Below are 15,285 nucleotides of genomic sequence, written 5' to 3'. Positions count from 1 at the left end.
AATCCGGGCTTCCCCCGAATTGATCGACGACACGCTAGCCCACACCACCGACATCCGGGGACCGCGTCGTCGATATCGGGGTGTCCGAGCCAGTGGGACACCCCGATATCAGCGGGCGACTGTCACTCCGGGACGCGGCGGTAGGCGCCGTCGCTGGCCGACGTGGCCATCGAGGCGTACGCGCGCAGCGCCGCCGACACCGGGCGCTGCCGGTCGGTCGGGGTGTACGGCTTGTCGCGCTTCTCCTCCGCCACCCGTCGGGCCTCCAGCTCGTCCTCCGGCACGTTGAGGGAGATCGACCGGCTCGGGATGTCGATGACGATCTCGTCGCCGTCGTGGACCAGGGCGATCAGCCCTCCCGAGGCGGCCTCGGGCGAGACGTGCCCGATGGACAGGCCAGAGGTGCCACCGGAGAAACGGCCGTCGGTGAGCAGCGCACAGGAGCGGCCCAGCCCGCGTCCCTTGAGGAACGAGGTGGGGTAGAGCATCTCCTGCATACCGGGACCGCCCTTGGGGCCCTCGTACCGGATCACCACGACGTCCCCGGCGACGACCTGCTTGGCGAGGATCGCGGTCACCGCGTCGTCCTGCGACTCGTACACCTTCGCCGGGCCGCGGAAGGTCAGGCAGTCGTCCGGCACGCCGGCGGTCTTCACCACGCTGCCGGCCGGCGCCAGGTTGCCGTGCAGGATGGCCAGCCCGCCGTCGGCCGAGTAGGCGTGTTCGCGGTCCCGGATGCAGCCACCGGCCGCGTCGGTGTCCAGCGACGACCACCGGTTGGTGGTGGAGAACGGCTCGACGGTACGCACGCCGCCCGGGGCGGCGTGGAACAGCTCGACCGCCTCCGGCTTCGGGGAGCCGCCGCGGACGTCCCAGTCGGTCAGCCACTGCGCCAGCGAGGGGGAGTGCACGGCGTGGACGTCCCGGTTGAGCTGCCCGGCCCGGTCCAGTTCGCCGAGGATCGCGGGGATGCCGCCGGCCCGGTGCACGTCCTCCATGTGGTAGTTCGGGGAGTTGGGCGCGACCTTGGCCAGGCACGGCACCCGCCGGGAGATCGCGTCGATGTCGGCGACGCCGAAGTCCATCTCCGCCTCCCGGGCGGCGGCGAGCAGGTGCAGCACGGTGTTGGTGGAGCCGCCCATCGCCACGTCCAGGGCGACCGCGTTCTCGAAGGCGGCCTTGGAGGCGACCACGCGCGGCAGCACCGAGTCGTCGTCGCCGTCGTACCACCGCTTGGCGATGTCCACGACGGTGCGGCCGGCCTCGACGAACAGCGACTTTCGCGCGGCGTGGGTGGCCAGCGTCGAGCCGTTGCCGGGCAGCGCGAGCCCGATCGCCTCAGTGAGGCAGTTCATCGAGTTGGCGGTGAACATGCCGGAGCACGAGCCGCAGGTCGGGCAGGCGGAGCGTTCGATCTCGCCGAGCTGCTCGTCGGTGACCGTCTCGTTCGACGAGGCGATCATCGCGTCGATCAGGTCGATCTTGCTGTGCACCACGCCCTCGATCGCCATCGTCTTGCCGGCCTCCATCGGGCCGCCGGAGACGAAGACGGTCGGGATGTTGAGCCGCAGCGCGGCCAGCAGCATCCCCGGAGTGATCTTGTCGCAGTTGGAGATGCAGACCAGGGCGTCCGCGCAGTGCGCGTTGACCATGTACTCCACCGCGTCGGCGATCAACTCACGGCTGGGCAGCGAGTAGAGCATGCCGCCGTGCCCCATCGCGATGCCGTCGTCGACAGCGATGGTGTTGAACTCCCGGCCCACCCCGCCGGCCTCGGCGACCGCGTCGGCGACCAGGCCACCCATGTCCTTGAGGTGTACGTGACCAGGCACGAACTGGGTGAAACTGTTGGCGATGGCGACGATCGGCTTGCCGAAATCGTCGTCGGTCATCCCGGTGGCCCGCCAGAGGGCCCGGGCGCCGGCCATCGTCCGACCGTGTGTGGAAGTCCTCGATCGCAGCTCAGGCATGCATACCAGCATGACACCGCCGCCGCGCCGAACCTCCCCGGTAGGCCCTGTGTCCCAACAGATGCACACCCAGCCCCCCACGGCGTGCGCGCATCCGGCACTCTTGGGGGCGTGCATTTCCCCCCGGGCATGGTCGCTGTCGCGGTGCTCAGCGGGCTCGTCGCCGCTGCGGCCGCCGGGCTGCTGACAGTGGTCGCCCGGCGGCGCACCGGGTCGCGCCGGCCGGCACACGTGCTGCTCGCCGCCGCTGCCGGGGGAGCGCTGATCAGCCTGCTGGTCGGGGTCCTCGCCGCGCTCACCGCGAACGAGCACTGGGCCCACGAGCAGGGGCAGCGCACGGGCTGGGCGACGGTGGTGGCGATCGGCACGGCGGTGAGCGGCCTGCTCTTCGCCGCCGGTCTGCTGCGGCTGCCGGGGGTGGCCGCGACCGCGACGGGAACGGCCAGGCTCGCCCTGGACGGGTTGGTCATGGCCGCCGCGCTGTGGTTCGTCGGCTGGGTGCTCTTCTCCGAGCCCACCCGGCTGCTCGGCGCCGCCACCCCGATGGCCTGCCCGGCGATACTCGTCACCACGGTGAGCGCGGCGCTCGCCGCCGGTCTCGCCGTGATCGTGGTCTTCCGCGCCGCGAGCCCGCGTCTGCGACTCGCCGCGCTCAGTGCCGGCATCGCCGCGGTGACCTGCGGCGGGCTGGGCCTCAGTGCCGGGCTCTGCCAGGCCGGGCCGACGATGGCGCTGGCCGGCGCGGCGGTGCTCGCCGCCGGTCTGGCGACCGTCGCCTTCGCGGTGTACCGGGCCGACCGGCCGGGGCAGGTCGAATTGGACCTGATCGGCCGCGACGGCGAGTACGCCGTCGCCCCGATGCTGGCGATGGCCGGCTCGGCGATGTACCACCTCGCCCAGGACGGCCGGTTCACCGCGGCGGGCATCGTGGCCGGCAGCGTGGAGGGCTTCGCCCTGGTGGCACGCCAGTACCTCACCCTCCGCGACGTCCGGGGGTACGCGGACCGCCTGGCCGAGCGGGAGGCGCACTTCCGTGAGCTGGCGCACACCGACCCGTTGACGTCGTTGGCCAACCGGCGTGGCCTGCTCCGCGCACTGCACGACAGTGCCGCGACGGGCACTCCCCGCGTCCTGCTCGGTCTCGACCTGGACGGCTTCAAGAACGTCAACGACATGCGTGGCCACGACGTGGGCGACGCGGTGCTGGCCGAGGTGGGCCGGCGGCTGCGTGGCAACCTGCGCCCCGGCGACGTGGCGGCCCGGCTGGGCGGCGACGAGTTCGCCGTACTCATGCAGGGCCGGCCGGCCGAGGCGGACCGGGTCGCCGAGCGGTTGCTCGGGGTGCTCAACCGGCCGTACGACGAGCCGGAGGGGCCGGTCTTCCTGTCGGTCAGCATCGGGGTGGCCGGTTGGGCCGGCGAACCGGACGTGGAGTTGCTGCTGCGCCACGCCGACCTGGCCCTGCGCTACGCCAAGCAGCGTGGCAAGAACCGCATCGAGCGCTACGACGCCGCGTACGACCAGCTGCTGCGCCGACGTACGACGGTGGAGCACGAGCTACGCGGTGCCGTCGACCGCGACGAGCTGAGTCTGGTCTTCCAGCCGGTGGCGTCACTGCCGTCGGTGCGTCCGGTCGGCGCGGAGGCGCTCCTCCGCTGGCACCACCCCGAGCTGGGCAACGTCCGTCCGGACGAGTTCATCCCGCTCGCCGAGGAGTGCGGGATGATCGCCCCGCTGGGTGCCTGGGTGCTGCACCAGGCCTGCTACCAGCTCTCCCGTTGGCTGGCGGACGGGCACGACGTCTGGGTGTCGGTCAACGTGTCCCCGCGTGAGTTGCACGCCCCGGAGTACGTGGTCCAGGTCGCCGAGGCGCTGCGCGCCCACCACGTGCCGCCGCAGCGGCTGGTGCTGGAGGTCACCGAGCACGCGGTCGCCACCGACCTGGACGAGCTGATCCGGCGGCTGACCGCGCTGCGGTTGACGGGTGTCCGGATCGCGCTGGACGACTTCGGGGCCGGCTACTCGTCGCTGGGGCAGTTGCGTCGCCTCCCGATCGACATCCTGAAGATCGACCACAGTCTGGTCGCCGAGCACGAGCCGGTCCGCCCGGTCGACCAGGACGGTCCGGCGTTCGCGCCGATGGTCGACATCGTCATGCGGCTGGGCCACCAGTTGGGGCTGGAGGTGATCGCGGAGGGGGTCACCACGCCGACGGAGTTGGCCGCAGTGGTGGCCGCCGGCTGCCGCTTCGGCCAGGGCGCGCTGTTCGGCTGGGGGGTGCCGGCCGAGCACCTGGAGGCGATGCTGGAGGCGGCGACCTCACCGGGTGCGCGGCCTGCCCAGGTGCCCGCGCCGCGTCGGAATCCGGGCGGGTCGGCGCAGCTCAGCCCGGCTGCCGATGGCGCGTCGCCGGCCGACGCGCCGACGTCCGTTAACCAACATGTGGGATCAGTTGACTCATCGCGTGAGATGCGTCAGGCTTAGCCCCATGTCGTCGTACCGGTCGCTGCGAGTACTTACCTGAGCGCACTCTCCCTGATGAGAGTGCGCTGGCCCCGTGCATCTGCACGAGGGCCGTTTTTATTGCCATCGGAACCTGGCGAGGCGGGCCCCGCCCGTGTCGCAACGCTTGACTAGCCACCAGCCACTCCAGCCGAAGGCCAGAACGTCATGACGAGACCCACGCCCGAGACCCTCGCCCACACCGCCCGCCGGGCCCGCGCGGCCGCCGACCCGACCGTCGACGTCGACTCGGCCGCCGCTCGCAGCGCGGCGACCCCGGCCGTTCCGGCGGTACGGCCCTCCGCCCCCGCCCAGGTCTCCGGGGCCGGCTCGCTCGTGCGGTCCCTCGAGGCGCTCGGCGTCGACGTCGTCTTCGGCATCCCGGGCGGCGCGATCCTGCCGGCGTACGACCCGCTCTACGACTCCACGGTCCGGCACATCCTGGTGCGCCACGAGCAGGGCGCCGGGCACGCGGCGACGGGGTACGCGCAGGCCACCGGCAAGGTCGGCGTCTGCATCGCCACCTCCGGCCCGGGCGCGACGAACCTGGTCACCCCGATCGCCGACGCGTACATGGACTCGGTGGCGATGGTCGCGATCACCGGGCAGGTGGCCCGCCCGTCGATCGGCACCGACGCCTTCCAGGAGGCGGACATCCAGGGCATCACCCTGCCGATCACGAAGCACAACTTCCTCGTCCAGACCGCCGAGGAGATCCCGCGGGTGCTGGCCGAGGCGTTCCACCTGGCCAGCAGCGGGCGCCCCGGCCCGGTGCTGGTGGACATCCCCAAGGACGTGCTCCAGGCGCCGACCACCTTCGCCTGGCCGCCCACCCTGGACCTCCCCGGCTACCGGCCCACCCTGCACCCGCACGGCAAGCAGATCCGGGAGGCGGCGCGGCTGATGGCCGGTGCGCGTCGGCCGGTGCTCTACGTCGGCGGCGGGGTGCTCAAGGCCGGCGCCACCGACGGGCTGCGCCGGCTGGCCGAGTTGACCGGCATCCCGGTGGTCACCACGCTGATGGCGCTGGGCGCGTTCCCCGACTCGCACCGGCAGCACCTGGGGATGCCCGGCATGCACGGCACTGTCGCCGCTGTCTACGGCCTGCAGAAGTCGGACCTGATCGTGGCGCTGGGCGCGCGGTTCGACGACCGGGTCACCGGCAAGCTGGACTCGTTCGCCCCGGACGCGACTGTGGTGCACGCGGACATCGACCCGGCGGAGATCGGCAAGAACCGGCACGTGGACGTGCCGATCGTCGGTGATGCCAAGCACGTCATCGACGAGCTGATCGCCGCGGTGACGGTCGAGCGGTCGGCGGGGCGCACCACCGATCTGGGCGACTGGTGGACGCAACTGGACGACCTGCGCGACCGCTACCCGCTGGGCTACGACGAGCCGTCCGACGGCACGCTCTCCCCGCAGTACGTGATCGAGCGCCTGGGTGAGATCGCCGGCCCTGACACGATCTTCGTGGCCGGGGTGGGGCAGCACCAGATGTGGGCCTCCCAGTTCATCTCCTACGAGAAGCCGCACACCTGGTTGAACTCCGGCGGTCTCGGCACGATGGGCTACGCGGTGCCGGCGGCTATGGGCGCGAAGGTCGGCAAGCCGGACACCGTGGTCTGGGCGGTGGACGGTGACGGCTGCTTCCAGATGACCAACCAGGAGTTGGCCACCTGCGCGTTGGAGGGCATCCCGGTCAAGATCGCGGTGATCAACAACGGCAACCTCGGCATGGTCCGGCAGTGGCAGACGCTCTTCTACAACGAGCGCTACTCCAACACCGAGCTGGGCACGCACAAGCACCGCATTCCCGACTTCGTGAAACTCGCCGAGGCGTTGGGCTGCGTCGGCCTGCGGTGCGAGAACGCGGCCGACGTCGACAAGACCATCGCCGCCGCCATGGAGATCAACGACGCCCCGGTGGTGATCGACTTCGTGGTCGGCAAGGACGCGATGGTCTGGCCGATGGTCGCCGCCGGAACCAGCAATGACGAGATCATGTTCGCCCGCGGCGTCCGCCCGGTCTTCGACGAGGATGACATTTAATGACGATGCATACTTTGTCCGTGCTCGTGGAGAACAAGCCCGGCGTGCTCGCCCGCGTCTCCGGCCTGTTCTCCCGCCGTGGGTTCAACATCGACAGCCTCGCCGTCGGCGAGACCGAGAACCCGGACGTCTCCCGGATCACCATCGTGGTCAACGCCGAGTCGTCCCCGTTGGAGCAGGTCACCAAGCAGCTGAACAAGCTGGTCAACGTGCTGAAGATCGTCGAGTTGGATCCTCAGGTGTCGGTTGCCCGGGAGCTGCTGCTGGTGAAGGTCCGCGCCGACCGCGCCGCGAGATCCCAGGTGCTGGAGACCGTCAACCTGTTCCGCGCCCGGGTGGTCGACGTCGCGCCGGACACGCTCACCATCGAGGCCACCGGCACCCCCGACAAACTCGATGCGCTGCTCCGCGACCTCGAGGCCTTCGGCATCAAGGAGATGGTCCAGTCCGGGCTGGTGGCGATCGGACGCGGCTCGCGCTCGATCACCGCGGGTCCCGCGCTCCGGGCCGCCTGACCGCCACCGGTCGGCCCCGGCGGGCCTCCCGGACCCAACCACAGAAACCACGACGGGCCGCCCCGGCCGTCGTACGAAAGGGAAGTTCTCATGAGCGTTGAGGTGTACTACGACGACAACGCCGACCTCGGCCTGATCCAGGCCCGGAAGGTCGCGGTGATCGGCTACGGCAGCCAGGGTCACGCCCACGCGCTGTCGCTGCGCGACTCGGGCGTCGACGTGGTGATCGGTCTGCCGGAGGGCTCGAAGAGCCGTCCCAAGGCCGAGGAGCAGGGCCTGCGGGTGCTCACGCCGGCGCAGGCCGCCGCCGAGGCCGACGTGATCATGGTGCTCGCGCCGGACACCGCCCAGCGCAAGCTCTACACCGAGTCGATCGAGCCGAACCTCACTGCGGGCAAGGCGCTGTTCTTCGGCCACGGCTTCAACATCCGGTACGGCCTGATCAAGCCACCGGCCGAGGTGGACGTGGCGATGGTCGCGCCGAAGGGCCCGGGTCACCTGGTCCGCCGCCAGTACGCCGACGGCAAGGGCGTGCCCTGCCTCGTCGCCGTCGAGCAGGACGCCAGCGGCAACGCGTTCGCGCTCGCCCTCGCGTACGCCAAGGGGATCGGCGGCACCCGTGCCGGCGCGATCAAGACCACCTTCACCGAGGAGACCGAGACCGACCTCTTCGGCGAGCAGGCGGTGCTCTGCGGCGGTGCCTCGGCACTGGTGCAGACCGGTTTCGAGGTTCTCACCGAGGCGGGCTACGCCCCGGAGGTCGCGTACTTCGAGTGCCTGCACGAGCTGAAGTTGATCGTCGACCTCATGTACGAGGGCGGCATCGCGAAGATGCGTTACAGCATCTCCGACACCGCCGAGTACGGCGACCTGTCCCGTGGCTCGCGCATCATCGACTCGCGGGTCAAGGACGAGATGCGCAAGATCCTCGGCGAGATCCAGTCCGGCGAGTTCGCCCGCGAGTGGGTCGCCGAGGACGAGGCCGGCCGGCCCAACTTCAAGAAGTGGCAGGCCGAGGGTGCGGCGCACCCGATCGAGGAGACCGGCAAGAAGCTGCGCGGCATGATGAGCTGGGTCGACCGCCCGATCACCGAGACCGCCTGACGGGTTCGATACGCAACTGTCCACCGGCGGCCGACGATCGTGCGCTCTCCCCAGCGCGGGTCGCCGGCCGCCGGCCCCTGTTTCAGCGGCTTTCGATCGTCTCGGCCTCACCGGTTGCCCGGGCGGCCTCCTCGTGCCGACCGACGGCCCGGAGAATCACGGCCTGCGCGCGTAGCGCGACGACCAACCGACCGCGGTTTCGAGCGGGGTCGCGCTCGGCCAGCCAGCGGTAGTGCTCGATCGCCTTCGCGGCGGTCGTCACTGCCGCCTCCGGCTCGTCGAGCCCGGCGTGGCACCTGGCGACCACCAACAACAGGGTGCCGAGCGTGGGAAGGGCCCGTATCGGTTCCCACCGGGACCAGAAGACGAGCTCCTCGCGAGGGTCCGCGGCCAGCGTCAGCGCCTCGGTCCACCGGCCGTACGTGGCGACGGAGTGGGCCAGCCCGGTCACCGCTTCGAGTCGGGCGGGCATGTACCGCATCCGCGTCCAGAATGGCAGCCCCTGAATCAGTTCGACCGCCTCCTCCCGGGCGGCGAGGGCCTCGGCCGGTTCGCCCAGCGTTGCCCGGCAGTAGCCGACCACGGTGCGGGACCGGGCCAGGTCTACCCGCTCCCGGGTGGTCAGCGGCGTGCACCGTGAGAGCGTCCGGTGAGCCTGCTCGGCGAGCGGCAGCGCGTCGTCGGGAGCCTCGGCCTGGAGGTGGAGCGCCATCATCAGCTGCGCGGCGGCCAGGACGGCCAGGCCGTCCCGCTCGGTAGCGTCGTCGACGTACCCGATCGCCTCCCGGCCCTGCTCCAGCGCGGAGCGAACGGTGTGCTCGTCGGGAACCGAACCCTGCGCCACCAGCGCCCGCGCGAGCCCGACCTCGTGCCGACCCGGCCGGTCGAGGACCAGCCGCCGGTAGAGCGCGACCGCCTCGTCGGCGGCGGCGGTCCGCCGGCGGATGAAGCTGCGTCGGATCCTCACCTGCTGGGACCGGGTGACCAACGCCTCAGCCAGCTTCGGCCCGAACCGTGCGAGATCGACGCGGCTGAGCTGCCGCAGCAGCACAACGCGTACAGCGATCGGCACGGCGGCCTCCTTCAGCGGGGTTCCTGGATCCGTTTGTAGTGGGCCGGCGCAACCGTTTCGGTCAGGTGAACTGCCGATGTCCGTCGCTCGACCGGGCGTGTGAGGGCCCTCACCCCGCAGACCGGAACATGCCGGGCAGCGCGGCCCCTACGATCGCCTGTAGGTGCAGCAGCCGGCACCTGACGGCCACGGCACGGATCAGCGCAGGGCGCAGTGCGGCGCCCCGCCGCCCGGGCCGATCGCAAACACGACCTCTACGAGGACCGATGAATCCTGTCGTACTGATCGCCGAAGAACTCGCCCCCGCCGCCATCGAGGTGCTCGCCCACGACTTCGACGTCCGTCACGTCGACGGCACCGACCGACCGGCCCTGCTCTCGGCGCTCTCCGAGGCCGACGCCGTCATCGTGCGCAGCGCGACCCAGATCGACGCCGAGGCGGTCGCCGCCGCGCCGCGACTCAAGGTGGTCGCCCGGGCCGGCGTCGGACTGGACAACGTCGAGGTGCCGGCAGCCACCGCCCGGGGCGTCATGGTCGTCAACGCGCCCACCTCCAACATCGTCTCCGCCGCCGAGCAGGCCGTCGCACTGCTGCTCGCCGTCGCCCGCAACACCGCGAGCGCCAGCTCCGCCCTGAAGGCGGGAGAGTGGAAGCGGTCGAAGTACACGGGCGTCGAGGTGCAGGGCAAGACCGTCGGCGTGGTCGGGCTCGGTCGGATCGGGGTGCTCTTCGCGCAGCGCATCGCCGCCTTCGGCACCCGGCTGATCGCGTACGACCCGTACATCCAGCCGGCCCGTGCGGCGCAGCTCGGCGTACGCCTGGTCGGGTTGGAGGAGCTGCTGCGGGAGAGCGACTTCATCTCCATCCACCTGCCGAAGACGCCGGAGACGGTGGGCCTGATCGGTGAGAAGGAGCTGGCGATCGTCAAGCCCGGCGTCCGCATCGTCAACGCCGCCCGTGGGGGGCTCGTCGACGAGCAGGCGCTCGCCGACGCGATCGCCGAGGGGCGGGTCGCCGGCGCCGGCGTCGACGTGTACAGCAAGGAGCCGTGCACCTCCTCGCCGCTGTTCGCCTTCGACAACGTGGTGGCCACCCCGCACCTGGGCGCCTCCACCCACGAGGCGCAGGACAAGGCCGGTCTCGCCGTGGCCAGGAGCGTCAAGCTGGCGTTGCAGGGCGAGTTCGTCCCGGACGCGGTGAACGTGCAGGCCGGTGGCGTGGTCGCCGAGGACGTCCGGCCGCTGCTGCCGCTGGCCGAGAAGCTGGGTCGGGCGTTCACCGCCGTCGCCGGTGGGATCGCCGCCAGCGTCACGGTCGAGGTGCGCGGCGAGATCGTCAGCCACGACGTGTCGGTGCTCAAGCTCGCCGCCACCAAGGGTCTGTTCAGCTCGGTCGTCGAGGAGCAGGTCACCTACGTCAACGCCCCGCACCTGGCGGCGGAGCGCGGCGTCGAGGTCACCCTGGCGACCCTGGCCGAGACGGCCGAGCAGTCCACCCTGGTCACGGTGCGTGGCGCGCTGCCCGACGGTCGTACGGTCAGCGTCTCCGGCACTGTCACCCACTCCGGCGCTCGGGACGTCCTCAAGCTGACCGAGGTGGACGGCTTCGACGTGGAGATCGGCGCGGAGGGCATCCTGCTCTTCCTGCGCTACGCGGACCGCCCCGGCGTCGTCGGCACCGTCGGCACGCTGCTCGGCGAGTCGGGCATCAACATCGCGGCCATGCAGGTGGCGCGGCGCGAGGCGGGTGGCGAGACACTGATGACGCTCACCGTCGACCAGGCGCTCGGCGCGGAGCTGCTCACCTCGGCCGCCGACTCGATCGGTGCCACGGCGGCCAGCGCGGCCGACCTGCGCGACGAGTAGTCGACGACACAGCACCATGGGGGCCCGGCGATCCGCTGGGCCCCTTGTCGTGTCCGGGGTTTGGTGACCCGGGTCAGCCGGGCATCCGGGCCGGGGGCGGGTAGACCGAGCCGTCCTGCGGGTCGAACAGCATGAGCCCGTGCTCGCCGGCCAGCCGCTCGATGTCCAGCAGCACCTGGTCCGCGCAGGTCGGGTGCAGGTTCAGCTCGACGTGGTCGTGCGCGGCGTGCAGTGGCGCCACCGCCCACGGGCTGTTCGGGCCGGGATGGCGGTCTGGATAGGAGGCGGTGATGGCCCGGTAGAAGCTGACCACCCTCGGGTCCGGGTAACGGTCCACGTGTCGCCCCTGACGGCAACCGTCGACCGCTGTCCGTACGTCCTCGGGCGTCGCCCCGTCCTCCAGGGCCCACACACTCAGATCGAAACTCACGGCGGACAGCGTGCCATCCGGCGTTCACCATGTCGAAACTGCCTCGCCGCCAGCCCAACGGCGGAATTCCGCAGGCTCCGGTCCCGACGGTCCGGTGTGGAGACTCTTGCGTCGAGTTGCGTCGATTCGCTAGCGTACGTGCTGCGGTCACTGGCCGAGTCGAGGCGCCGGCCCGTCTTCGGGTGGCGCGGTCGACGTCCGGCCCGACCGGTCCGCACCCCTCGATTGTGCGAGCCACGCGCACTCGTCGCTGACCGGCCCCCACGGTCGTTGCCGAGATCGTGGGGGCCGATCGCAAGGCCCGACCGGCCGACCAGCACCGGCGACGGGGTTCACCGGTTGTGGGCGGCCGAGGTGCGAATCGGGCCGGAGCACCGCGGGGAGACGGGCTCGCTGCAACGACCTGTTGTTGCGCGGTGGTGTGCCTCTTCAGCGTCGGTGTGCGAAGAGCGCGCGATAGTCGGAGTCGCCACGGAACCAGGCCAGGCCGGTGGGCCCGGCCGCGTACAGCGCTGTGGCGTAGGCGTCGGCGATCGTCAGGTCGGGGCCCACGACGGTGGCGGCGACGAGGTGGTCGGCGGGCTCGCCGGTGTGCGGATCCACCACATGTCCCTGCCGCCCCGTCACCCCGGAGGTGCCGACCGCGCCGGCGGTCATCTCCAGCACCAGCGGCGCGCGCTCGGGGGCGGTCGGGTGGTGCACGGCGACCCGCCAGGGCCCACCGTGCGGCGCGTGCCCCCGGACGACGAGGTCCGCGCCGGCGAGTACGGCGTAGTCGTGGACGCCCGCGGCGCGCAGCCTCTCGGCGGCGCGCTCGACAGCCCAGCCGCCGAGCAGGCCGCCCGGGTCGAAGCCGCCGGGCACCGCCCAGGCGTCGAACCACCCGTCGGTGGCGGCGCGCATGGCCGTGCAGCGGTCCACCAGGTCGGCGAGGGGTGGGTACGAGTCGGGGCTGATCTCGCCTCGACGCAGGCGGGAGACCAGGCTCTCCGGACGGTTGGGGCCGTAGGTGAGGTCGATGGCGCGAAGCTCCGCCACGCTGTCCCGTAGTGCCTCGCCGACGCCCTGGCGGCCGAGCCAGGCGGGGGCGTTGAGGATGAGGGTGTACTCGGCGGTCGCGGTGCGGACGGTGTGCTGCACGGCGATCCGGCCGTCGGTGGCGGCGGCCGGGTCGATCCGCTGCCGGCGGCTGCCGAGTCGAAGGTCGGGCCGGCGGCTGCGGAACGCGGACGGGTCCGGCCAGCGGGTCCGTGGCTGCTCGTCGACGCGCATCGCATTCGTCCCCTCGCGCTTGGTGTCGCGTCGCCGCGACCCCGGTGGTCAGCAGGCCCCCGTGACCCACTGACCACCACGGTAGGCAGCGGAGATGATCGCCTCATGAATCTCAGCTGAGAGGGTGCTGTGCATCGCGGTATCCCGAATGCTGGAAGCCGCGTACCGGGAGGCGGGACGGCGACGTACCGTTGCCCCGTACGGAACCGTTGAGCAGAGGAGTGCGGTCGTGGCGCGGATCGCTGTGGTGGCCGGGGATGGCATCGGGCCCGAGGTGGTCGCGCAGGCCCGTAAGGTCCTCGACGCGGTATTGCCCGGCGTTCAGGCCACCGAGTACGACCTCGGCGCGGCCCGCTGGCACCGTACCGGAGAGGTGTTGCCCGACTCCGTGCTGACCGAGTTGGCCGGGCACGACGCGATCCTGCTCGGCGCGGTCGGTGACCCCACGGTTCCGCCGGGTGTGCTGGAGCGAGGTCTGCTGCTCAAGCTCCGCTTCGCCTTCGACCAGTACGTCAACCTGCGCCCGTCCCGGCTGTGGCCCGGGGTCGCCGGCCCGCTGGGCAGCGTGAAGCCGGGCGAGGTCGACCTGGTGGTGGTGCGTGAGGGCACCGAGGGTCTCTACGCCGGGGCCGGTGGTTCGCTGCACCGGGACACCCCCGCCGAGGTCGCCACCGAGGAGAGCCTGAACACCCGGCACGGCGTGGAGCGGGTGATCCGCGACGCGTTCGCCCGCGCCGGCCGCCGGGAGCGGCGCAAGGTCACCCTGGTGCACAAGACCAACGTGCTCACCCACGCCGGGTCGCTCTGGGCGCGTGCCTTCGACGCGGTCGCCGCCGAGCACCCGGACGTCGCCACCGAATACCAGCACGTCGACGCCGCCGCGATGTTCCTGGTCACCCAGCCGCAGCGCTACGACGTGGTGGTCACCGACAACCTCTTCGGCGACATCCTCACCGACATCGCCGCCGCCGTCACCGGCGGGATCGGGCTGGCCGCCAGCGGCTGCATCAACCCCGAGGGGGCGTACCCCTCGATGTTCGAGCCGGTACACGGCTCGGCGCCGGACATCGCCGGTCAGGGCGTCGCCGACCCGGTCGCGGCGGTGCTCTCCGCCGCCCTGCTTCTGGAGCAGCTCGGGCACGCCGAGGCCGCCGCCCGCGTCAACGCGGCGGTCGCCACCGAACTGGCCACCCGCACCCCGGGCGTGACGCTGCGGACCGAAGAGGTCGGCGACCGGCTCGCCGCCCACGCCGTAGCCTGATCCCCCCGGCGTCGCCCTGCCCGGGCGCGCCGTCCCGGCCGGACGGCGCTACCCGCTGAACGACCGTTCGGGGTAAGTTTCTGGCACAGCCAACTCGGTGTGCGGTCCCGCATGCCGTTGTCCCGCAGGGAGGTCAGCGCGATGAGCGGTGGTGACAAGCTCGACTTCGAGATCCGTCCGAATCCCGCGCCGGTATCCGTCGCCGACCGGGCCGCCCTGCTGGCCAACCCCGGATTCGGCCGCGTCCACACCGATCACATGGTCACCATCCGCTACGCCGAGGGCAAGGGTTGGTACGACGCACGGGTCGAGGCGCGGGGGCCGATCCCGATGGACCCGGCGAGCGCCGTGCTGCACTACGCGCAGGAGATCTTCGAAGGCCTGAAGGCGTACCGGACGGCCGACGGCGGCGTGACGATGTTCCGGCCGGACGCCAACGCCTCCCGGTTCGTCGCGTCGGCGCAGCGGATGGCGATGCCGGTGCTGCCGCCCGAGGTGTTCGTCGACTCGCTGCACAAGCTGATCGAGATCGACCAGGACTGGATCCCCACCGACGAGGACGGCAGCCTCTACCTGCGGCCGTTCATGTTCGCCAGCGAGGTGTTCCTCGGCGTCCGCCCGGCCAACGAATACCTCTACCTGGTGATCGCCTCCCCGGCCGGGTCGTACTTCAGCGGTGGGGTCAAGCCGGTCACCGTCTGGGTCTCCCCGGACTACACGCGGGCCGCGCCCGGGGGCACCGGCGCGGCCAAGTGCGGTGGCAACTACGCCGCGTCGCTGGCAGCTCAGGCGGAGGCCATCGAGGCCGGCTGCGACCAGGTCGTCTTCCTGGACGCCGTGGAGCGCCGGTTCGTCGACGAGTTGGGCGGCATGAACGTCTTCTTCGTCTACGACGACAACACGGTGGTCACCCCGCCGCTGACCGGCACGATCCTGCCCGGCATCACCCGGGACGCGATCATGACGCTGGCGGCGACGGCCGGGCACCAGGTCGAGGAGCGGCCGGTCAGCTTCGCCGACTGGCAGGCCGACGCGGCCAGCGGGCACCTGCGGGAGGTGTTCGCCTGCGGCACCGCCGCGGTGGTCACCCCGATCGGTGGGGTCCGCTTCCCGGACGGCGAGTTCCTGATCGGTGGCGGCGAGCCCGGCCGGGTCACGATGTCGCTGCGTCAGCAGTTGGTCGACATCCAGCGCGGCAAGACCGCCGACGCGCACGGTTGGGTGCGGCGGGTCCTCTGACGC

At 71.7% G+C, this 15,285-nt stretch carries 11 protein-coding genes; 7 read left to right on the top strand and 4 right to left on the bottom strand.

All coding sequences use genetic code 11. The features are described 5' to 3' along the window. Nucleotides 1-122 precede the first annotated feature (122 nt). Nucleotides 123-1,970 (bottom strand): dihydroxy-acid dehydratase, encoded by a 1,848-nt coding sequence (gene ilvD / locus O3438_RS16035; RefSeq protein ID WP_269680712.1) that lies wholly within the window; start codon nucleotides 1,968-1,970, stop codon nucleotides 123-125. 129 nt (nucleotides 1,971-2,099) lie between these two features. Between ilvD and O3438_RS16030 the strand changes: the two genes are divergently transcribed. The 4 genes from O3438_RS16030 to ilvC all read left to right on the top strand — a co-directional run bounded on the left by O3438_RS16030 (nucleotide 2,100) and on the right by ilvC (nucleotide 8,143). After that, the gene (locus O3438_RS16030; protein WP_442929726.1) at nucleotides 2,100-4,454 is read left to right on the top strand and encodes a putative bifunctional diguanylate cyclase/phosphodiesterase; all 2,355 of its coding nucleotides are present in this window, start codon (nucleotides 2,100-2,102) and stop codon (nucleotides 4,452-4,454) included. Between the two features lie 186 nt (nucleotides 4,455-4,640). Continuing rightward, a complete protein-coding gene (locus tag O3438_RS16025; RefSeq protein ID WP_269680710.1) occupies nucleotides 4,641-6,524 on the top strand; it encodes an acetolactate synthase large subunit in 1,884 nt (627 codons plus the stop codon). Next, on the top strand, nucleotides 6,524-7,039 hold the full coding sequence (ilvN, locus tag O3438_RS16020) for an acetolactate synthase small subunit (protein ID WP_088991111.1): 516 nt from the start codon (nucleotides 6,524-6,526) through the stop codon (nucleotides 7,037-7,039). The genes O3438_RS16025 and ilvN overlap by 1 nt, the downstream gene beginning before the upstream one ends. Before the next feature lie 90 nt (nucleotides 7,040-7,129). Further along, a complete protein-coding gene (ilvC, locus tag O3438_RS16015; protein ID WP_269680709.1) occupies nucleotides 7,130-8,143 on the top strand; it encodes a ketol-acid reductoisomerase in 1,014 nt (337 codons plus the stop codon). 82 nt (nucleotides 8,144-8,225) lie between these two features. Here ilvC and O3438_RS16010 read toward each other — a convergent pair whose 3' ends face one another. Beyond that, complete coding sequence (locus tag O3438_RS16010) at nucleotides 8,226-9,215, bottom strand: hypothetical protein (RefSeq protein WP_269680708.1); 990 nt, start codon at nucleotides 9,213-9,215, stop codon at nucleotides 8,226-8,228. A 266-nt stretch (nucleotides 9,216-9,481) separates the two neighbouring features. Here O3438_RS16010 and serA point away from each other — a divergent pair, with 266 nt between their 5' ends. Next, nucleotides 9,482-11,080 (top strand): phosphoglycerate dehydrogenase, encoded by a 1,599-nt coding sequence (serA, locus tag O3438_RS16005; RefSeq protein WP_269680707.1) that lies wholly within the window; start codon nucleotides 9,482-9,484, stop codon nucleotides 11,078-11,080. Between the two features lie 73 nt (nucleotides 11,081-11,153). Here serA and O3438_RS16000 read toward each other — a convergent pair whose 3' ends face one another. Both O3438_RS16000 and O3438_RS15995 read right to left on the bottom strand, forming a co-directional pair. Continuing rightward, complete coding sequence (locus O3438_RS16000) at nucleotides 11,154-11,510, bottom strand: hypothetical protein (RefSeq protein WP_088991107.1); 357 nt, start codon at nucleotides 11,508-11,510, stop codon at nucleotides 11,154-11,156. A 429-nt stretch (nucleotides 11,511-11,939) separates the two neighbouring features. Continuing rightward, nucleotides 11,940-12,782, bottom strand: a complete 843-nt coding sequence (locus O3438_RS15995) for an FAD:protein FMN transferase (RefSeq protein WP_269680706.1) — start codon at nucleotides 12,780-12,782, stop codon at nucleotides 11,940-11,942. Nucleotides 12,783-13,011: 229 nt separating this feature from the next. Between O3438_RS15995 and O3438_RS15990 the strand changes: the two genes are divergently transcribed. Both O3438_RS15990 and O3438_RS15985 read left to right on the top strand, forming a co-directional pair. After that, nucleotides 13,012-14,043 (top strand): 3-isopropylmalate dehydrogenase, encoded by a 1,032-nt coding sequence (locus tag O3438_RS15990; RefSeq protein WP_269680705.1) that lies wholly within the window; start codon nucleotides 13,012-13,014, stop codon nucleotides 14,041-14,043. A 141-nt stretch (nucleotides 14,044-14,184) separates the two neighbouring features. Continuing rightward, nucleotides 14,185-15,282 (top strand): branched-chain amino acid aminotransferase, encoded by a 1,098-nt coding sequence (locus O3438_RS15985; RefSeq protein ID WP_269680704.1) that lies wholly within the window; start codon nucleotides 14,185-14,187, stop codon nucleotides 15,280-15,282. Nucleotides 15,283-15,285 lie beyond the last annotated feature (3 nt).

The organism is Micromonospora sp. WMMC250 (genome assembly GCF_027460215.1).
Taxonomy (GTDB): Bacteria; Actinomycetota; Actinomycetes; order Mycobacteriales; family Micromonosporaceae; genus Micromonospora; species Micromonospora taraxaci.
Note: the sequence above shows the minus strand (reverse complement) of the source record. Positions and strands in the feature narration are given on the sequence as shown.